Origin of the sequence: Sphingomonas sp. (genome assembly GCF_036731925.1) — a bacterium.
Lineage (GTDB): Bacteria > Pseudomonadota > Alphaproteobacteria > Sphingomonadales > Sphingomonadaceae > Sphingomonas.
Window position 1 is genome coordinate 1,289,404 of record NZ_DAINDJ010000002.1, and the last position, 18,407, is coordinate 1,307,810.

The window sequence follows — 18,407 nt, forward strand, 5'->3', positions numbered from 1 at the left end:
GCCGGGCTATAGGCACGGACATGCGCCGCCGCCACCCCCCAATCCCCCGCCTGTGGCTGATGACCGATCCCCGGCTGGGCGACAGGCTGTGGGACGCGCTGGAACGGCTGCCGCGCGGCAGCGGGGTGATCTTCCGCCACTATCAGCTGCCACCTGCCGAGCGACGCGCCTTGTTTGCCCGGATCGCCAAGGTGGCGCGGCGGCGAGGCCTCGTCCTGCTGCGCGCGGGCGCGACGCCGATGCGGGGCGAAGCGGGTACGCATGGGCGCCGCGGCCGTGGCCTCACCACCTGGCCGGTGCACTCGCGCCGCGAGGCGATGACGGCGATCCGCGCGGGTGCCGATGCGCTGCTCGTCTCCCCCGCCTTCCCCACGCGATCGCATCCCGGTGCGGCTGCGCTGGGACCGGTTCGATTCGGACTGCTAATCCGCAATTTGTCTCCACACGTCATCGCGCTGGGCGGGATGGACGCACGCAAGGCGAGGCGCCTTGCGCCTCTAGGCATTCACGGTTGGGCAGCGATCGATGCCTGGGCCCGCTGACGGGCCCGGCGGATCAGAAGTGGAAGGCAGTGCCGATATAGATCGACTGGCTTTCGCGACGCGTATCGTCATTGAACTGCGTCAGGCGGTCCCGCTCGCTCTTGTACCGTACGCCGGCAGTCACGTCGAGGCGGCGCGACACCGCGTAGGACCCGCCCAGATCGAACGAATAGCTGGGCTTGTCGCCGATCAGCACCGGCGTACCAGCCAGCGGACGATCCTCGCTCGCCGCGATCCGGCCGCTCAGCCGCTTGCCGGCATAGCTGAGCGCGACTTCCGAACGATCGCGGCTGCCCGGCTGGGTGCCCGCCATGTCGATATGAGTCACGTCCCCCGAGACGGCGAAGCGACGCCAGCCCACGGCAACGCCGAGATTATAGGCAATCGGCGCCAGGCTGACCGAGGCCGGCTTGGCCGAAGCAAGGCGGCTGCCTGCGTCGGCCGCGCGATTCGAGGCGGCGCGGACCGCAACGGTGACGCCGCGATTCGAGGCCGTGCGCGACTCGGCCGGCGTGAAGCGGAAGCCCGCACCGTTCATCCCGCTGCGCGCCAGCATGGCGGCGAGCTTGGGATCGGCGGCGGCCGGCGTGAACCCGCCGGCGCCCTGCAGCGCCAGGGGTGCGGGGCGAACGGCCGCCTTCAGCGCGCGGTCTCGTTCCTGTGCCTGGAGCGTGGGCGCGACGAGGAGCCCGGCGGCGCAGAGCGCCCCCAGCCCAAGTCCCGACATCCAACGTACCAAGCGCATTTGCATACCTCTCTAATGGTTGCCCCTACCATGGAATCAAAGCGACGTTCCACCGGTGGCAGCAATTTTCCCGGAGTGTTGCACCAGACCCACAGAATCGTACCATCTGCGACCAATCGGATACCAGCGCGTCGGCCTTGCTCCCGCCACATCCCGCCCTATAGATGCAGGCACTCATTCCCTTGCCGGTAGGAAGTACGACGTCCATGAACCGCCTGTTGCGCTTTGCGATCCTGGGGTCGCTCGCTGTTTCCGCCTCCGCCTGCAGCCATCAGAAGAAGGGCGTGAACGCGGACCTGGCGGCTTCCAAGGTGACGACGATCGGCGTCAACGCCTATCTGTGGCGCGCCAGCCTCGACACGCTGAGCTTCATGCCGCTGCTCCAGACCGATTCGAACGGCGGCGTGATCGTGACCGACTGGTACGTGAACCCCAACGTTCCCACCGAGCGGATGAAGGTGACGGTGACCGTGCTGGACCAGGATCTGCGCGCCGATGCGCTGCGGGTCGCGGCGCTGCGCGAAGTGAACCGCAACGGCGCCTGGGTCTCCGCGCCCGTGCAGGCCGCGACCGTCCAGAAGCTCGAGGACATCATCCTGACCCGTGCTCGCGATCTGCGCCGCGCGGCCGTCGCCAACTAATCGGAATCCCCAAATGGCGTCACGCTTCAATCCCTTGAAGGCGGACGCGGCATGGCAGAAGGCGTGGGAGGAAAACCGCACCTTCGCCGCCCGCGACGATTCGCCCAAGCCGAAGTCCTACGTGCTCGAGATGTTCCCCTATCCTTCGGGGCGCATCCATATGGGCCATGTGCGCAACTACACGATGGGCGACGTGCTGGCGCGCTTCCGCCGGATGAAGGGCATGGAAGTGCTCCATCCGATGGGCTGGGACGCCTTCGGCATGCCCGCCGAAAATGCCGCGATGGAAAAGAAGGTCCATCCCGGCGCCTGGACCCGCCAGAACATCGCGACGATGAAGGCGCAGCTCAAGCGCCTGGGTTTCGCGCTCGACTGGACGCGCGAGATCGCCACCTGCGAGCCCGATTATTATGGCCAGGAACAGGCGCTGTTCCTCGACCTGTATGAAGCCGGCCTGGTCTATCGCAAGGAAAGCGCGGTCAACTGGGACCCGGTCGACATGACCGTGCTCGCCAACGAGCAGGTGATCGACGGGCGCGGCTGGCGCTCGGGCGCGCTGGTCGAGCGGCGCAAGCTCAACCAGTGGTTCCTCAAGATCACCGATTTCGCCGACGACCTGCTCGAAGGGCTGAAGGGCCTCGAGCATTGGCCGGACAAGGTAAAGCTGATGCAGGAAAACTGGATCGGCAAGTCGGAAGGCCTGCAGTTCACGTGGGAGTTGTCCAACGGCGAAGGGCTGACCGTCTACACCACGCGGCCGGACACGATCTTCGGCGCCAGCTTCGTCGCGATCGCGGCGGACCACCCGATTGCGCAGCAGCTGGCCGCGAGCAATCCCGAAGTCCAGGCGTTCATCGAGCGCTGCAAGCAGGGCGGCACCACCGCGGCCGAGCTGGAGACGCAGGAAAAGCTCGGCTGGAACACCGGGCTCACCGCGCAGCATCCGTTCGACGCGAACTGGCAGGTGCCGGTCTACATCGCGAACTTCGTGCTGATGGATTACGGCACCGGCGCCGTGTTCGGCGTGCCGGCGCATGACCAGCGCGACTTCGAATTCGCGACCAAGTACGATCTGCCGATCCGCCGCGTCGTCTCCGAAGGCGACAAGACCGATCCGAAGTTCGACGGCACCGAGGCCTATACCGGCCCCGGCACGCTGGTGAACTCGCACTTCCTCGACGGCCTCGACGTCGTCGACGCCAAGCGCGAAGTCATCCGCCGCGCCGAGGAAGGCAATTGGGGCACCGGCAGCACCGTGTGGCGCCTGCGCGACTGGGGCGTCAGCCGCCAGCGCTATTGGGGCACCCCGATCCCGATCATCCATTGCGAGGATTGCGGCCCCGTCGGCGTGCCCAAGGACCAGCTGCCGGTCTCGCTGCCCGAGGACGTGTCGTTCGACGTGCCCGGCAACCCGCTGGACCGCCACCCGACCTGGAAGCATGTCGATTGCCCGAAGTGCGGCAAGCCCGCGCGGCGCGAGACCGACACGCTCGACACCTTCGTCGATTCGAGCTGGTATTTCCTCCGCTTCGCCAGCCAGCCTGCGGACAAGCCGTTCGACAAGGCGGTGGCCGAGCAGTGGCTGCCGGTCGGCCAGTATATCGGCGGCGTCGAGCATGCGATCCTGCACCTGCTCTATGCGCGCTTCTTCACCCGCGCGCTGCGCCATATCGGCCGCATCGACGTGGCCGAGCCGTTCGCCGGGCTGTTCACGCAGGGCATGGTCACCCACGCCAGCTACTATCAGCTGGAAGAGCATGAGGGGCTGGAGCGGAAGGTGTATTTCGAGCCGAGCCAGGTGTCGTTCCGCGCCGATGGCTCCGCCTATCTGACCGACACCGGCGCCGAGGTGACCGTCGGCCGCGTCGAGAAGATGTCGAAGTCGAAGAAGAACACCGTCGACCCGACCGAGATCGTCGACCAGTATGGCGCCGACGCGACCCGCTGGTTCGTGCTCTCCGACAGCCCGCCCGAGCGCGACCTGGAATGGAGCGAGAGCGGCATCGAAGGCGCCTGGCGCTTCGTCAACCGGCTGTGGCGCCTGTTCGACGGGCTGGAGGCGGCTGAAGGCGAGGACAAGGATCTCGACCGCAAGCTCCACCGCACGATCGCCGGCGTCGCCGAGGATATCGAGGCGCTGACCTTCAACAAGGCCGTCGCCAAGCTCTATGAGCTGACCGCGGCGATCGAGAAGGCCAAGCCCTCCGCCTCGCGCACCGCGGCGATCCGCGCGCTGGTCCGCGTCGTGGCGCCGATGGTGCCGCACATCGCCGAAGAGGCTTGGGCCGCGATGGGCGAAACCGGCATGATCGCCGATGCCGAATGGCCGGCGGTCGATCCGGCGCTGCTGGTCGACGACGAAGTGACGATCGCGGTGCAGGTCAACGGCAAGCTGCGCGACACGCTGGTGATGCCGAAGGGCGCCGATAGGCAAGTGGTCGAGGCTGCGGCACTTGCGTCGGACAAGATCGTTCGGCTGCTCGAAGGCAACGCACCGCGCAAGATCATCGTGGTGCCCGATCGATTGGTGAACATCGTCGCATGAACAAGACCGTCGCCCTGCTCGCCCCCCTCGCCCTCGCGCTCTCCGCGTGCGGGCTGCATCCGATGTACCAGGGGGGCAGCGGCGGGGCGGTGGCGACGACGCTGTCGGCGGTCGAGGTCGCGCCGATCCAGGGCCAGTCGGGCTGGCTGGTCTCGAACGCGCTCAAGGATCGGCTGGCGAACAATGGCGGCGCAGCGGCCTATCGGCTCGAGGTGAAGCTCGACGACCAGATCATCGGCCTGGGCGTTCGGCGCGACGACTCGGTCTCGCGGGAGCGGCGGACGCTGCGCGCGCGCTACCAGCTGATCGACCTGCGGAGCGGCCAGGTGGTGCTCGACGCCACCGCCGGCTCCGACGCGGGCATCGACGTGGTCGGCTCCGAATATGCTACGATCGCAGCCGAGAAGTCGGCGCTGGAGCGGCTGTCGGGCATCGTCGCCGACCAGATCGTTGCTCGGCTTGCGCGCACTGTCCGCGAAGGCGGCGCACGGCCGCAGTGAAGGCCAATGCGGGCCAGATCCGCGCGGCGGTAGAAGCGCCAAAGCCCGATACACGGCTCTATCTGCTGCACGGGCCCGATGAGGCCGGCGCCGGCGACCTCGCGGCGCGGCTCGGCAAGGCGCTGGGGCCAGACGCCGAGCGAATCGACATCGACATGAAGATGCTGCGCGATCAGCCGGGGCTACTGGCCGACGAGGCGGCATCGCTCTCGCTGTTCGGCGGCGCGCGCTACATCCGCGTCTCCAACATCGAGGAGGGCGCGGCCGAGGCGATCGCGCTGCTGCTCGGCGCCGAGCGCGCGGGCAATCCGGTGGTGGCGATCGGCCCCAACCTCAAGACCAGCGGCAAGCTGGTCAAGGCGGCGATTGCCGCGCCGACCGCCATGGCCTTTGCCTGCTATGTGCCCGAAGGTGCGGGCGCGGCGCAGCTGGCAGGTACGATTGCGCGCGAGCACGGCCTGCGCCTCACCGGAGACGTGCCGCATCGCATGGCGGCGGCGGCCAATGGCGACCGTGCGATCCTCACCCGCGAGATCGAGAAGCTGGCGCTGTTTCTCGACGCCGACCATGAACATCCCCGCGATGCGGACGGCGCAGCGCTCGACGCAATCGGCGCGGACCTGGGCGAAGGCGAGCTGTTCAGCGCGATCGAGGCGATTCTGGACGGGCGCGTGGCCGAGGTCGGCGAAGAGCTGGCCAAGCTCGGCGAAGGTGGCGGTTCGGCGATTCCGCTGATGCGCCAGCTGGTCCGCCGGCTGATGACCCTCGCCGAATTGCGCGCGGAGATGGATCAGGGCGCCAGCGTGGACGACGCAATGGAGCGGCACCGCGTCTTCTTCAAGGAGCGCCCCGCCACAGGCCGCGCGCTCCGCCGCTGGTCCGCCCCGCAGATCGCCAGGGCAATCGCACGGGTGCGCCAGGCCGAGCGGGCGATGATGAGCAGCGGCAGTGCCGGGGAACTGCTGGCAGAAGTGGAATGCGTCGCGATCGCCCGGGCAGCAGCCCGAGCAAAGGGCTGACCCGGGCGTTCGCCTCTCCTCGCGGGAGGGGACGATCGCGCGAAGGATTTCCCTTCTTCTCCGTCCCATGCTTCAAATGCAGCATGCGCTACCTTGCCTTGCTCGCCCTGCTCGCCCTCCCCGCCGGCGCGCATGCCCAGCAGGTGGTGCTATCCGACGGGCGCACCTCCATCCCTATCCTTCATGACGACGCGCCGTCTGCGAAGCTCGCCAGCGAACTGCTCGCCCGCGACATCGGCAAGCGCACGGGCAGGACCCCGGTGGTGGCAGGTGATCTGGCTGCCTGCGGCAAGCGCTGCGTCGTCATCGGCCAAAAGGATTCCGCGTTGGTCCGGCAGATCGCCGCCGATGCGAAGGTCGATCTTGCTGCGCTTGACGGCCAGTGGGAACGCTATATCCGCGTCCTCGCCCGCTCCGGGCAGCACCCCGGTCGATCCTATCTGCTGATCGCCGGCTCGGACGCGCGCGGTGCCATTTGGGGGACGGTGGACCTCAGCCGCGCAATCGGCATCTCGGCTTGGGAATGGTGGGCAGACGTGACCCCGCGCCCTGCGGATCGCCTCGCTGTCGACGGCGGCCGGCTGCTCTCCGAAGCGCCGTCGGTCCAGTATCGCGGCATTTTCCTCAACGACGAGGATTGGGGTCTGCAGCCCTGGGCGGCCAATACTTATGAGCCCGAGACCGGCGATATCGGCCCCAAGACCTATGCCCGGGTGTTCGAGCTGCTGTGGCGGCTCAAGGCGAACATGATCTGGCCGGCGATGCACGAAAGCACCAAGCCATTCTACCAGATCCCGGGCAATGCCGAGACGGCCAAAGCTTATGCGATCGTCGTCGGGACCTCGCATGCCGAGCCGATGATGCGCAACAACGTCCGCGAGTGGGACGAAAGGGCGACGGGGCCCTTCAACTTCTTCACCAATCGCGACCGATTGGTCGACTATTGGCGCCGCCGCGTGGACGAGGTGAAGGGCTATGAGAACGTCTACACCATCGGCCTGCGCGGCAAGCACGACTCCGCGCTGGAGGGCGCCAAGAGCCCCGAACAGGCGCTCGCCGCCACCAGCCAGGCGATCGACGTGCAGCGCGGGCTGCTCGCCACCGCGCAGGGCAAGCCGGCCGATCAGGTGCCGCAGGTGCTCACCCTCTACAAGGAAGTGCTCGACATCTATCGCAACGGGCTCAAGGTGCCCGAGGACGTGACGCTCGTCTGGCCCGAGGACAATTACGGCTATCTGAGCCAGCTGCCCACCAGCGCGGAGCGCGCACGCAAGGGCGGCTCCGGCCTCTATTACCACATCAGCTATTGGGGCCGGCCGCACGACTATCTCTGGCTTGCGACCACCCATCCCGGCCTGATCCGCGAGCAGCTGGACCGGGCATGGCAGACCGGCACCCGCAAGCTGTGGGTGGTCAATGTAGGCGACATCAAGCCAGGCGAAGTGCTGACGAGCACCTTCCTCGACATCGCCTTCGACGCGAAGCTGCTGAACAAGCCTGTCCGCGCGCAGCTCGCCGACTGGGCGAAGGCGCAGTTCGGCGACCAAGGCCCTGCCATTACCGACGTGCTGATGGACTATTACGCCCTCGCCTGGGAGCGGAAGCCCGAATTCATGGGCTTCAGCACCGTCGAGCCCGAGACGCCGATCCGACTCTCCGACTATGTCCGCACCGGCGGCGGCGAGGCGCAGGCGCGGATTGCCCGTTACAAGGCGCTGCTGGACAAGGCCGAGGCGCTGGGCGCGGCGATGCCCGCCGATCGCCGCGACGCCTTCTTCCAGCTCGTCCTCTATCCCGTCCGCGGGGCGGCGAAGCTCAACGAGCGCAACCTGAAGCTCGATCTCGCCGCGCTATACGCGCGCCAGGGTCGCGCCAGCGCCAACGCCCTGGCCGACCAGGCGCGCGCTGCGCACCAGACGATCGTCGCCGATACCGCCGCCTACAATGCCCAGAATGGCGGCAAGTGGCGCGGCATCATGAACATGGCTCCGCGCCGCCTGGCAGTGTTCGCCGAGCCCAGCTACCCCAGGTTCGACCTACCCGCCGTCGCTCCCTGTGGCGTCGATGCGCCCGCGCTCGCCTTCGTGCGCGGCAGGGCTGAAACGCGGTTCATGACGGTCTACGGCAGGGGCGCAGTCAGCGACTGGACGATCGAGGGGCTGGCGGGCGTCGAACTCTCCGCTCGTTCCGGGAGGCTCGATGCGAGCAACGGCTACGAGATGCGCGTCGCTGTGACGTATGATGGCAAGGGTGCCATCGCGGCGGGCAAGGTCCGTTGCCCAGGAACGATGGTCTCTCTGGTGCCGGTGCTCCAGCCCTTCCCCGTCGGCGACTCCACGCCCGAGGTGAACCACATCATTTCGCTGACGCCGGCGAACCTGAAGCTGGCCGATACCCCCTGGGAGCGCATCGACGAACTCGGCTCACGCGGCGCCGTACTGCGCAGCAAGCTTGATCTACCCTCCACCGACGAGGCCGGCGCCGCCGCCCCGCTCATCCTGCCGTTCCAGCTGGACAACCAGCGCGATGCCGAGCTCAAGATCGTCGCCCTGCCGGTTCACGCCCTCACCTCCGCGAACAAGCTCCGGATCGGCGTGCGGGTGGATGGCGGCGCGATCACGGTGCTTGATTACGAGACGCATGGCCGCAGCGACGAGTGGAAGGCGAACGTGCTCTCCAACAGCGCGGTGCGTACGCTCAAGCTTGGCCAGCTCGCCGCCGGTGCGCACCGGATCGACGTCTTCGCGATGGATCCCGGCTTCCTGCTCGACCGCATCGACGTGCGGCTGGACGGCGCACCCGATTATTACGGAGCGCCGCCGATCCGCTGAGCCGCCAGTTCTGCGGCGGCCACGTCGCGCAGCCGCCGGGCGACCTCCGGATTGATCCCCAGATCCTCGGCGGCACGCTCGCGCGGGCCCAGGCTGCGCGGGTCACGGCCCGTGATCGCACCGAACTCGACCAGCGCCTCCAGATAATAGCCCTCGGCGCTGGCGTGGTACTGGTCCCAGGTCCACAGGCTGACCTGACCGAACGCCACGCCGTCATAGGGGTTGGGATCGGCATAGCCGTCGCGGATCGCGCGGTTCCAGGCGGTGCCGACAGGTAGCACGCTATGGATGCCATAGCCGGGAGCGAGCCCCAGGCGGTTCGCCGCCAGCAGATCCTCGGCCATGCGCGCGATCGGCAGACCGAACCAGTGGCCTGCCGAGCGATAGGTCTGGTCGGCCCGTGACCAGGTTGCGACGAGGTTGACCTGCGCGGCCGGGTTTCGCGCGTGGACCAGTGCCGCCAGCGCGCGCGCTGCAGCCAGATGACGCGTCGGATCACCTGGCCGTTCGGCATCCAGCGTGCTGAACCCCTGCAGCACCACCACGTCCCAGCGCCGGTCGATCAGCGCACGGCGGTTGGCAAGGTGCCAGGCCAGGTCCTTGCCCGGCGAAGTCTCCAGGCTCACCTGCCAGTCTAGTCCCGCCTGGATCGCGAACGTGCGGAACAACGCCGGCACGCCGCCGATGCCTTCCCGGTTGAGATCGGTAACGCGGTCCGGGCGGTAGCGCATCACCGGCGAATTGGCGCCGAAGGTGAAGCTGTTGCCGACAAACAGAATCGTCTTGGCGGCAGCGGGCAGCGTCCAGACGAGGCAGGCGATCAGCAGGGCGAAGCGGCGGAGAAGAGGTCGCATACGCATCCCCCTAGCCGCCTAAGGCGCTGCTCCACAATGATTTGGGCGGAAATCCATGTTCCCCATTCGTTCGTTCGGCGGTATAGCCCCGTCATGGCCGAGCAGCCCGTCCGCAAGATCCTGCACATCGACATGGATGCGTTCTACGCGTCGGTCGAACAGCGCGATGATCCGTCGCTGCGGGGCAAACCGGTAGCGGTGGGGTCGGCGGCAGCGCGCGGCGTGGTAGCGGCCGCAAGCTACGAGGCGCGGGCTTTCGGCGTGCGCTCCGCGCTGCCCTCGGTCACTGCGCTGCGGCGCTGCCCGGACCTGATCTTCGTTCGCCCGCGCTTCGATGTGTACAAGGCCGTGTCCCAGGCAATCCACGCGATCTTCGCCGACTATACGGACCTCATCCAGCCGCTGTCGCTTGACGAGGCCTATCTCGACGTGACGGAGGATCGCCGCGGGCTCGGCACCGCCTGGGCAACGGCGAAGGAGATTCGCGCCCGCATCCTGGCCGAGACAGGGCTCACCGCCTCGGCGGGCGTTTCGTACAACAAGTTCCTCGCCAAGCTCGCCTCGGACCATCGCAAGCCCAACGGCCAGTTCGCGGTAACGCCGGAGATGGGTGCCGCCTGGGTGGAGACGCTGCCTGTCTCGCGCTTCCACGGGGTGGGGCCGGTGACCGCCGCCAAGATGCAGCGGCTGGGCATCGAGACCGGCGCGGACCTGCGGGCCAAGTCGCTCGACTTTCTCCAGCAGCATTTCGGCAGCAGCGCCGAATGGTATCACCAGATCGTCCGCGGCGTGGACGAGCGCCCGGTGAACCCCAATCGCGAGCGCAAGTCCTCCGGCTCCGAGACGACCTTCAGCCGCGACCTGACCGACGATGCCGAGATCGAGGCGGCGGTGCTGGGCCAGGCCGACGATGTGTGGGACTGGTGCGAACGTACCCAGGGCTTTGGTCGGACGGCGACGGTGAAGATCAAATATGCCGATTTCCAGATCATCACCCGCAGCCGGAGCCACACCGCGCCGATCACCAGCCGCGAGCAGCTGCACGCCGCCAGCATCGCGCTGCTCCGATCGGTACTGCCGACGCCCAAGGGCATCAGGCTGGTCGGCGTGACCGTCTCGAACTTCGAGCGCGGGCTGGCCGAGCCGCTGCCGTTGTTCGGCCATGCCGACGCGCAGTAAACATCGCGATTCCAACGTCCTGCAATCCTGGAACCGGGCCCGCGCGTCGCGCGCTTTCCCACCAGCAGGAACAGGGGAAGCAGGATGGACCCGAAGGGGCGCAACGCGCACAGCCCATGGGCGATGCCATGGGCCGGCTGGAAGTCCGTGCTGTGGCGCAGCTGGAACGAGGCGGGTGACGACAATATCGGCCTGATTGCCGCGGGTGTGGCCTTTTACGGGTTCCTCGCGCTGGTGCCGCTGCTCGGTGCGGTGGTGCTGAGCTACGGCTTGATCGCCGACCCGGCAACGGTGCTGCACGACGTGCGGACCCTTTCCACCATCCTGCCGCGCGACATCGCCGCGGTGGTTAGCGACCAGTTGCTCAGCCTCGTCCACAGTCCGGACGGAGAGAAGGGCTTCGGCCTTCTGATCGCGCTCGCGATTGCGCTGTTCGGCGCCCGCAACGGCGCCGGCGCGATCATCGCCGCGCTGAACATCGCCTATGAGGAGAAGGAGAAGCGCAACTTCATCTGGGTGAACCTGACTGCGATTGCGATCACCCTCGGGGCCGTGCTGGCCGCAGTCCTCGCCGCGGGGGCCATGACGGCGCTCGGCGCGCTAGACCACCTGCTGCCCTTCGCACCGGGCGCGCTGCTGCTGGTCGGCAAGGTCGCAAGCCACGGCCTGCTGACGCTGGCCGGTGCGGCGGGGGCGGCGGCGCTCTACCGCTTCGGCCCCTCCCGGGCCACGCCGCGCTGGACCTGGATCACGCCGGGCTCGCTGCTCGCGGCGCTGCTGTGGCTGGCGCTGACGCTCGGCTTCGGCGCCTATGTCCGCTATGTCGGGCGCTTCGATGCGACCTACGGCTCGCTCGGCGCGATCGTCGCGCTGCTGACCTGGCTGTACCTCTCCGCCTATGTGCTGCTGTTCGGGGCCGAGCTGAATTCGGAGCTGGAGCACCAGACCCAGCACGACACCACTACCGGCGCGCCCCAGCCGCTGGGCCAGCGTCGCGCCTGGGTGGCGGACAACGTCGCCGAGTGAGGCGGGAGAACGGCTCGTCGCGCGGGCGGTGGCCCTGCCCTGCCTGCTTCCCCTATAGCGGGGCGATGCGTCGCCTTCCCCTGATTCGGCTGCTGCTGGCGCTGCTCTGCGCCGCCGCTCCCGCCAAGGCCCAGCAGAACGGCTTCGACCTCGCCGGTCCGGAGCTGAAGCTGCGCGTCACGCGGGGGGAAACCACGCTGCCGATCGGCGCCGTCCCCTCGCTCCAGCCTGGCGACAAGGTGACGGCGGAGGCCGCGCTGCCGCCCGACCAGTCGGCACATTATCTGCTGGTCGTCGCCTTCCTGCGCGGCGCGACCAATCCGCCGCCCAAGGACTGGTTCTTCGTCGCCGAGACCTGGCGCAAGAAGAAGAACCGGCTGGAGCTGACGGTACCGCAAGGCGCCGAACAGGCCGTGCTGCTGCTGGCGCCCGATACCGGCGGCGGCTTCGATGCCGTGCGCGATGCGGTCCGCGGGCGGCCGGGCGTGTTCGTCCGCGTGGCGCAGGACCTGTTCCAGGCCTCGCTGGATCGCGCACGGCTGGACGCCTTCGTCGCCGCGATCGCGCGGATCGGCGATACCGCGCCCGACCGACTAGCGACCGCCGCGCCCGTGCTGGCCAATGCGCTGCGCATCAAGCTCAACGCGGATTGCCTGGCGCGCCCGCGTGGACTGCAGGCGGCATGCCTCACGCAGAATCGCGATTCGCTGGTGCTCCAGACGCAGCGCGGCACGACCCTGGCCGAGACGCTGACCGGCACCCCCGCCGATCTCGCCTACAGCATTGCCGCCACGCCTCAGGCCGGCGGCGGCTATTACAGTTCGTATATCGGGCTGGCGCGCGACGTGGCCAAGCTGTTCGGCGCGTTCCGCAGCCCGCAATATCAATATCTTCCCGCGCTCGCGCTCGGCCGCGGCGACACGCTGAAGCTGCTGCTCAATGCGGCTCCCTCGTTCCAGAGCCCCCGCTCCGTTCTCGCCGCGCCGCTGCCGCCGATCGGCCCTGCCACGCCGCCGATCTGGCAGGCGGGTGGACCTACGCCGATATGCCTCGCCCAGCCCCGGCTGACTCTGCCGCTGGAGGACGCGCCGCTGCTCTACGCAACGGATTTCGGCCGTTCGCTCTCGGTGCGTGTGACCAGCAACGAGGGCAAGACGCGCGACTTCCCCGTCGTGCCCGATGTCGAGAAGGGCGGCATCCGCCTGGAGGGCACGGTGCCGGCAGACCTGGGCACCGTCTCCAACGCAGTGCTGCAGGGCCGCTGGGGGTTTGACGGCTTCACCGGGCCCCGCTTGCCGGTGCAGCTAGACGCGATGGGCGCCTGGCGCGCCGTGCCGGACAGCGCCGTGGTGGTCGGTCGCGACCATCCGCTGGTGCTGCGCGGCGGCGCGGCATTCTGCGTCAGCCAGATCGCGCTGGGCGATCCCGCCGGGACGCGCACGCCGGTCTCGTTCAAGGTGACGGGGCAGGACGAGCTGACCATGACGCTGCCGCTGAAGGACGCCAAGCCCGGCGCGCTCACGCTGAACGTCGCCCGGTTCGGCACTGCACCACCGGATACCATCCCGCTGGTCGCGCGGCTGGAGGCAAGCCGGCTCGATCGCTTCGTGGTGCACGAAGGCGATCGCGAGGGGGTGCTGGAAGGCGCGCGGCTGGACCAGGTGACCGGGCTCGAGTGGCGCGGATTGCACTTCACAGCGGGCGCCCTGTCGCGCGGCGCTGAAGGCGACCGGCTGGCCATGGCGGTCGAAAGCGCCGTGCCCGCCGGGGATGGGGAAGCCGTGGTACGGCTCCGCGACGGACGCACGGCGAAACTTGCCGCACGGGCATCGGCGCCCCGCCCGGTGGCTACGCTGCTCAGCCGTGCCGCCGCGGGCAAGAGCGCAAGCAACGGCTTGCCGATCGCTCTGCCTGATGGCGTGTTGCGAGCCGATGCCGGAATCGACTTCTCGTTTCGAATCACGCGGGGAACGCTGGGCGACGGCGGCTCGGTGGAGGTTGCTGGTGCCGACGGCCCCAGCGCGCGCCTGAGCTTCCGCGACGGCGCGCTGCAGCGCGTGGGGCAGGACGTCGTGGTCGCCCATTTCGCACCGCGGGCACTGCTCGGCGCGGGCGTGGCGGGGCCGCTGCGCTTCCGGCTCGTACAGAATGGAACGCCGGGGGACTGGCAGCCCCTGGCCACACTGGCGCGCCTTCCGAAGCTCGACCGCCTGTCCTGCCCCGCGGACGACGCGGCCTGCACGCTGACCGGCGACGATCTGTTCGTTCTTGCCGCGATCGGCGACAAGGCGGACCTTGCGGGCGCGACAATGGTGCCGCTGGGCTTTGTCGGCAGCAGCATCACGGTGCCGCGCCCGGCGGGGAAGATGCTGTATCTGCGGCTGCACGATGCACCGGACAGCGTCGCGGCGGTGACGCTGCCCGGCTGATCGCGCGTTACTGGACGCTGGACAGCGCAGCGCGGCAATCCTCCGCGCATTCACGGCACATCGTCGCGCAGAGCCGGCAATGCTCGGCCTCGTGCTGGCCGCATTCCTCGGCGCAGCGCTCGCATGCGCGGATGCAGGCCTCCAGCATCGTCCGAAGCACGGCGACATTCTCGCCGGTTCGCCGGGTGGCGAGCCGAGCCGTCGCTGCGCAGATATCGGCACAGTCGAGGCAGGTCCGCACGCACTGGCGCATGTTCATCGCTTCGGCGATGCACGCATCGGCACAGCTGGTGCACATCAACGCGCAGAGCATGGCGTGCCGCGCCGCCTTGGCGAGTGCTTCATTGGGATCGGCACCAACATCAGGGTGCAGCGCAATCATCTTTTCGAGGGACATGAGGATGGCTCCTTGCTGGCCGGCATCGGTTGCCTCCTCAACGGTCCCAAGGAGCCGCGGGTTCACCAAAAATGCCGTGGAACCGGCACGATGGGCCGCCCGTTATCGAACATAACAGGAACCATCGCGAGGCGATCATGGCCGAAACGCTGCACAATCCGAAGCTCGACGGGCATCCGGGATCGAATACCGAGAAGGATCCGGATGACTGGGTCTCGGGCGACGATCCGATGACCGGCGCTCAGGCGTCCTACCTCACGACGCTTCTGGAAGAGGCGGGAGAGCCGCCGATCGAAGGCACGCTGACCAAGGCGGAAGCCTCGAAGCGTATCGACGCGCTGAAGGAACAGCTCGGCCGCTGAGGCGCGGCCGGCGGGCTCATCCCTGCTGCTTTGCGAGGGCGTCAAATGCCTTCAGCCGCGTGAGCAGCGCGCGCATGTCGTCCAGCGGAACCATGTTGGGGCCGTCGCTCGGCGCAGTGTCGGGGGCCTGGTGAGTCTCGATGAACACCGCCGCGACCCCTACGGCCACCGCGGCGCGGGCAAGCGTGGGCACGAACTCGCGCTGGCCGCCCGAACTGGTACCCTGCCCGCCCGGCTGCTGCACCGAGTGGGTGGCGTCGAACATCACCGGATAGCCGGTCTCCGCCATGATCGGCAGCGACCGCATGTCGCTCACCAGCGTGTTGTAGCCGAAACTGGCGCCGCGTTCGCACAGGATGATGTTCTCGTTGCCCGAAGACGCCAGCTTCTTCGCGACGTTCTTCATGTCCCAGGGCGCCAGGAACTGGCCCTTCTTGACGTTGACGGCACGGCCGGTCTGCGCCGCCGCGACCAGCAGGTCGGTCTGGCGGCAGAGAAATGCCGGGATCTGCAGCACGTCGACCACCTCGGCGACCGGCGCGCATTGGCCCGCATCGTGCACATCGGTGAGCACCGGGCAGCCGAACTGCGCCTTGAGGTCCGCGAACACCTGCAGCGCCGCGTCCATGCCGATCCCGCGCGGTGCGTCGATCGAGGTGCGGTTCCCCTTGTCGAACGAGCTCTTGTAGATGAATCCGATGCCCAGCGCCGCGCACAGCGTGGTCAGCGCCTCGGCCATGAAGAAGGCATGGTCGCGGCTCTCCATCGCGCAGGGCCCGGCGACGAGCACGAACGGCTTGTCGTTGGCGATCTCGAGGGCACCGACCTTGACCGTCTTCATCTTCTAATCCTTCAAAATGCGCCGCACTCGGCGAGGATCGCCTCCACGTCGCGACCCCGCGCCGCGGCCATGCGGATGCGTGCTTCGTTCGAAAGCACGTTCCACGCGGCTTCCTCGATCTCGGCCCACATCGCCCGGGGCACTGCCACTATCCCATCCGCGTCCGCAAATACCACATCGCCGTTGGCGATCGTCACCTCCCCCATGGTGATCGGACGGTTCATTGCCTTGAGGGTACCTTCATATTTGATGTCGTCGCAGGTCTGGCTGCGCGCATAGACCGGCAGGCCCAGCGCACGGACATCGGCAGTATCGCGGGTGGCGCCGTCGATCACTGCGCCGACCGCACCCGAACGGATCGCGAGATTGGCGTTGAGATCGCCGAAATACGCACATTCGGGCACGTCGGTCGCCACCATGATCACGTCGCCCGGGCGGACGAAGCGATAGGATTGCAGCGCGCCATAGATGCCGTGCCAGGGCCCGTCAGGCGAGCGATCGGGGCGCTCGGCCAGCGCCGCCAGCTCGATCGTCTTGGCGCGGCCGAGGAACTTGCCGCCACTGGTCGGACGCAGCGCCTTGGGCAGCACCACGCGGTGGCCGCGTTCCTTGAGGATGTCCGACAGTACCGGCGAGGAGAGATGCGGCAGCATCGCGCGGAAGCGCGTCACCTCCGCCTGGCGGAAGCCGGCGGCGACCGTCTCGGCAATCACGAGATCGTGATGATGGTTGATGTCGATCTGCTCGATCGGATCCAGGTCGAACAGGATAGGCCGGGTGCCGAACCGGCGCGTGGCCGCTCCCTCCCCGGTGCGGCGGACGATGTAGAGACTCATGGCCTCGACGATCGTCTCCGGCAGCTCGACGCTGTTCGGAATGCGGCCGGTGCCATAGAGCGGGCCCTGCCCGTTCCAGCAATATTGCTTGGCGCGGGTGACGGCGACCAGACTGTCCGCCTCCGGCTCGGCCAGCAGCCGCTCGATGGCGCGGCTGATCGTGTCTGCGGTGACGAAGGGCGCGGTGCAGAGCAGTTGGACCCAGATGTCGGCGTCCGGGCGCTGTGCGCACTCCCAGGCGAACATGCCATGGCCATCGGTGGCATTGCTTGCCAGCTCCACCGGGCGCTGCAGCCAGGTGACGGGCAGATCGCTCGCCAGGTCGGCCATCGCCTTGCTCTCGGTATCGAGGCAGACTTCGGTAATCGCCGGGCAGTCGAGCGCCTGGAGCAGCTTGCGCTTGAACAGGTGCTCGCCGTCCAAAACGCGCGTGTTCTTGTCCGACACGCGTTCGCTGTTCCCCTTGGCGGGAATGAAGGCGACGATCTTCAGGGGTTTAGCCATTCATCATATCCTTGGCATGCAACATGCCATGCAGACGCCCCTCCCCGTCGATCACAGGCAGAACCAGTAGGCCGCCTTGATGCTCGCGCAGGAGCAGCAGCGCATCGCCCAGGGTCGCAGTGACGTCGATCACCTGCGGATGGGGCTGCATCAGCGCGGCAGCGGGCGTATCGTAGACGTCGCGGCGCGACTGGAAGTGGCGGCGGACATCGCCGTCGACGACCAAGCCGAGAAGCCTTCCGCATGCGCCGACGACGCACGCAGCGCCCATCCGTCCCCCAGACATCACGGCGAGCAGGTCGGCGACCGGCGCGTCGGGGTCCACCATGGGCAGCTCCTCCCCCGTGCGCATCAGCGTACGGATCGCGAGCGACTGGCGGCCGAGCAGCCCCGCGGGATGGTGGCGCAGGAAATCTGCGCGGGTGAAGCCGCGCGTCCGGCTGACCGCCACCGCCAGCGCATCACCGATGGCCAGCTGTAGCGTGGTGCTCGATGTCGGTGCCATGCCGATGTGATCGGCCTCACCGGCAGTGCAGGCGGGGATGAGGATATCGACCGCGCGCCCGAGGGGCGAATCCGGACGGCCGACGACGCCGATCAGCACACAGGCACGGCTCTTCAGCACGGGCAGGATGCGCAGAATCTCGTCGGTAGTGCCGCTGTTGGAGAAGAGCAGCACGACATTGCCGTCCTGCACCGCGCCGAGATCGCCATGCGCCGCTTCCGCTGCATTGAGCACGAAGGCGGGCGTACCGAGGCTGGAGAAGGTCGCCGCCACCTTTGCGGCGATCAACCCGGACTTGCCCATGCCGAGACAGGTGAGCGGACTCGACTGCCCTGCGATCACCGCGACAGCGTCGGCCAGCGAAGGCGGCAGCACCGCCTCGAACGCCTGGAGCGCACGGCGCTCGGCGGCGATCACCTCGGCCGCCCAGGCGAGCGCGTGGCCGGGCATCGACTCCGCAACCCTGGCGATGGCCGCATGCCTCACCTCCCGTCTCCACGACGGACCACCGGCTGTATACCGCGTCGAGGATGGGAGACTCCCCGCAATGCCTGCTCCGTTACGATATGGGGGCGCAACGGCCCCTGTGTGTCTCTTATAGGAACAGCGGTGCTTGGACGGCCTCCGTGGTAGGAAAATCTTGCCTAGCGC

The 18,407-nt window shown here is 68.1% G+C and carries 16 protein-coding genes; 10 read left to right on the forward strand and 6 right to left on the reverse strand.

The window, feature by feature from the left end; genetic code table 11:
- Positions 1 to 20 precede the first annotated feature (20 nt).
- Positions 21 to 542 (forward strand): thiamine phosphate synthase, encoded by a 522-nt coding sequence (locus V7E00_RS15630; protein ID WP_333573535.1) that lies wholly within the window; start codon positions 21 to 23, stop codon positions 540 to 542.
- Between the two features lie 13 nt (positions 543 to 555).
- On the opposite strand, the gene V7E00_RS15635 is transcribed toward V7E00_RS15630, so the two are convergent.
- Entirely contained in the window at positions 556 to 1,287 is a 732-nt protein-coding gene (locus V7E00_RS15635) for a hypothetical protein (RefSeq protein WP_333573536.1), read from the reverse strand.
- A gap of 206 nt (positions 1,288 to 1,493) precedes the next feature.
- Here V7E00_RS15635 and V7E00_RS15640 point away from each other — a divergent pair, with 206 nt between their 5' ends.
- The 5 genes from V7E00_RS15640 to V7E00_RS15660 all read left to right on the forward strand — a co-directional run bounded on the left by V7E00_RS15640 (position 1,494) and on the right by V7E00_RS15660 (position 8,823).
- The gene (locus tag V7E00_RS15640; RefSeq protein WP_333573537.1) at positions 1,494 to 1,928 is read left to right on the forward strand and encodes a DUF3576 domain-containing protein; all 435 of its coding nucleotides are present in this window, start codon (positions 1,494 to 1,496) and stop codon (positions 1,926 to 1,928) included.
- Between the two features lie 13 nt (positions 1,929 to 1,941).
- A complete protein-coding gene (gene leuS / locus V7E00_RS15645) occupies positions 1,942 to 4,473 on the forward strand; it encodes a leucine--tRNA ligase (protein WP_333573538.1) in 2,532 nt (843 codons plus the stop codon).
- Entirely contained in the window at positions 4,470 to 4,973 is a 504-nt protein-coding gene (gene lptE, locus V7E00_RS15650; RefSeq protein WP_333573539.1) for an LPS assembly lipoprotein LptE, read from the forward strand. The genes leuS and lptE overlap by 4 nt, the downstream gene beginning before the upstream one ends.
- Entirely contained in the window at positions 4,970 to 5,992 is a 1,023-nt protein-coding gene (gene holA, locus V7E00_RS15655; protein WP_333573540.1) for a DNA polymerase III subunit delta, read from the forward strand. The genes lptE and holA overlap by 4 nt, the downstream gene beginning before the upstream one ends.
- Positions 5,993 to 6,075: 83 nt before the next feature.
- Positions 6,076 to 8,823 carry a glycosyl hydrolase 115 family protein gene (locus tag V7E00_RS15660; RefSeq protein WP_333573541.1) on the forward strand — a complete coding sequence of 916 codons (2,748 nt, stop codon included), beginning with the start codon at positions 6,076 to 6,078 and terminating at the stop codon, positions 8,821 to 8,823.
- Here the strand turns inward: V7E00_RS15660 and V7E00_RS15665 are convergent.
- A complete protein-coding gene (locus tag V7E00_RS15665; protein WP_333573542.1) occupies positions 8,799 to 9,677 on the reverse strand; it encodes a PEP-CTERM sorting domain-containing protein in 879 nt (292 codons plus the stop codon). The two genes, V7E00_RS15660 and V7E00_RS15665, sit on opposite strands and share 25 nt — an antisense overlap.
- A gap of 93 nt (positions 9,678 to 9,770) precedes the next feature.
- Here V7E00_RS15665 and dinB point away from each other — a divergent pair, with 93 nt between their 5' ends.
- From dinB to V7E00_RS15680, 3 genes are all read left to right on the forward strand, one after another.
- The gene (gene dinB / locus V7E00_RS15670) at positions 9,771 to 10,856 is read left to right on the forward strand and encodes a DNA polymerase IV (RefSeq protein ID WP_333573543.1); all 1,086 of its coding nucleotides are present in this window, start codon (positions 9,771 to 9,773) and stop codon (positions 10,854 to 10,856) included.
- Between the two features lie 84 nt (positions 10,857 to 10,940).
- Entirely contained in the window at positions 10,941 to 11,882 is a 942-nt protein-coding gene (locus V7E00_RS15675; RefSeq protein WP_333573544.1) for a YihY/virulence factor BrkB family protein, read from the forward strand.
- A 65-nt stretch (positions 11,883 to 11,947) separates the two neighbouring features.
- A complete protein-coding gene (locus V7E00_RS15680; RefSeq protein WP_333573545.1) occupies positions 11,948 to 14,311 on the forward strand; it encodes a hypothetical protein in 2,364 nt (787 codons plus the stop codon).
- 7 nt (positions 14,312 to 14,318) lie between these two features.
- Here V7E00_RS15680 and V7E00_RS15685 read toward each other — a convergent pair whose 3' ends face one another.
- Positions 14,319 to 14,708, reverse strand: coding sequence for a four-helix bundle copper-binding protein (locus V7E00_RS15685; protein ID WP_333573546.1), 390 nt, complete (start codon positions 14,706 to 14,708; stop codon positions 14,319 to 14,321).
- Positions 14,709 to 14,845: 137 nt separating this feature from the next.
- Between V7E00_RS15685 and V7E00_RS15690 the strand changes: the two genes are divergently transcribed.
- Positions 14,846 to 15,070 (forward strand): DUF3072 domain-containing protein, encoded by a 225-nt coding sequence (locus tag V7E00_RS15690; protein WP_333573547.1) that lies wholly within the window; start codon positions 14,846 to 14,848, stop codon positions 15,068 to 15,070.
- 16 nt (positions 15,071 to 15,086) lie between these two features.
- On the opposite strand, the gene kdsA is transcribed toward V7E00_RS15690, so the two are convergent.
- From kdsA to V7E00_RS15705, 3 genes are read right to left on the reverse strand one after another with little or no spacing between them, the layout of a single operon-like run.
- A complete protein-coding gene (gene kdsA, locus V7E00_RS15695) occupies positions 15,087 to 15,911 on the reverse strand; it encodes a 3-deoxy-8-phosphooctulonate synthase (protein WP_333573548.1) in 825 nt (274 codons plus the stop codon).
- A gap of 11 nt (positions 15,912 to 15,922) precedes the next feature.
- Positions 15,923 to 17,251 carry a cytidylyltransferase domain-containing protein gene (locus tag V7E00_RS15700; RefSeq protein WP_333573549.1) on the reverse strand — a complete coding sequence of 443 codons (1,329 nt, stop codon included), beginning with the start codon at positions 17,249 to 17,251 and terminating at the stop codon, positions 15,923 to 15,925.
- Positions 17,244 to 18,242, reverse strand: a complete 999-nt coding sequence (locus V7E00_RS15705; RefSeq protein ID WP_333573550.1) for a KpsF/GutQ family sugar-phosphate isomerase — start codon at positions 18,240 to 18,242, stop codon at positions 17,244 to 17,246. The genes V7E00_RS15700 and V7E00_RS15705 overlap by 8 nt, the downstream gene beginning before the upstream one ends.
- Positions 18,243 to 18,407 lie beyond the last annotated feature (165 nt).

Bases quoted from the DNA above. Each gene is read 5' to 3' on its own strand.
- V7E00_RS15640 (WP_333573537.1), top strand. From the start codon at position 1,494: ATGAACCGCCTGTTGCGCTTTGCGATCCTGGGGTCGCTCGCTGTTTCC.
- V7E00_RS15690 (WP_333573547.1), top strand. From the start codon at position 14,846: ATGGCCGAAACGCTGCACAATCCGAAGCTCGACGGGCATCCGGGATCG.
- V7E00_RS15660 (WP_333573541.1), top strand. From the start codon at position 6,076: ATGCGCTACCTTGCCTTGCTCGCCCTGCTCGCCCTCCCCGCCGGCGCG.
- V7E00_RS15665 (WP_333573542.1), bottom strand. From the start codon at position 9,677: ATGCGACCTCTTCTCCGCCGCTTCGCCCTGCTGATCGCCTGCCTCGTC.
- kdsA (WP_333573548.1), bottom strand. From the start codon at position 15,911: ATGAAGACGGTCAAGGTCGGTGCCCTCGAGATCGCCAACGACAAGCCG.
- V7E00_RS15685 (WP_333573546.1), bottom strand. From the start codon at position 14,708: ATGTCCCTCGAAAAGATGATTGCGCTGCACCCTGATGTTGGTGCCGAT.
- V7E00_RS15635 (WP_333573536.1), bottom strand. From the start codon at position 1,287: ATGCGCTTGGTACGTTGGATGTCGGGACTTGGGCTGGGGGCGCTCTGC.
- leuS (WP_333573538.1), top strand. From the start codon at position 1,942: ATGGCGTCACGCTTCAATCCCTTGAAGGCGGACGCGGCATGGCAGAAG.
- dinB (WP_333573543.1), top strand. From the start codon at position 9,771: ATGGCCGAGCAGCCCGTCCGCAAGATCCTGCACATCGACATGGATGCG.
- V7E00_RS15675 (WP_333573544.1), top strand. From the start codon at position 10,941: ATGGACCCGAAGGGGCGCAACGCGCACAGCCCATGGGCGATGCCATGG.
- V7E00_RS15700 (WP_333573549.1), bottom strand. From the start codon at position 17,251: ATGGCTAAACCCCTGAAGATCGTCGCCTTCATTCCCGCCAAGGGGAAC.
- V7E00_RS15630 (WP_333573535.1), top strand. From the start codon at position 21: ATGCGCCGCCGCCACCCCCCAATCCCCCGCCTGTGGCTGATGACCGAT.
- V7E00_RS15680 (WP_333573545.1), top strand. From the start codon at position 11,948: ATGCGTCGCCTTCCCCTGATTCGGCTGCTGCTGGCGCTGCTCTGCGCC.
- lptE (WP_333573539.1), top strand. From the start codon at position 4,470: ATGAACAAGACCGTCGCCCTGCTCGCCCCCCTCGCCCTCGCGCTCTCC.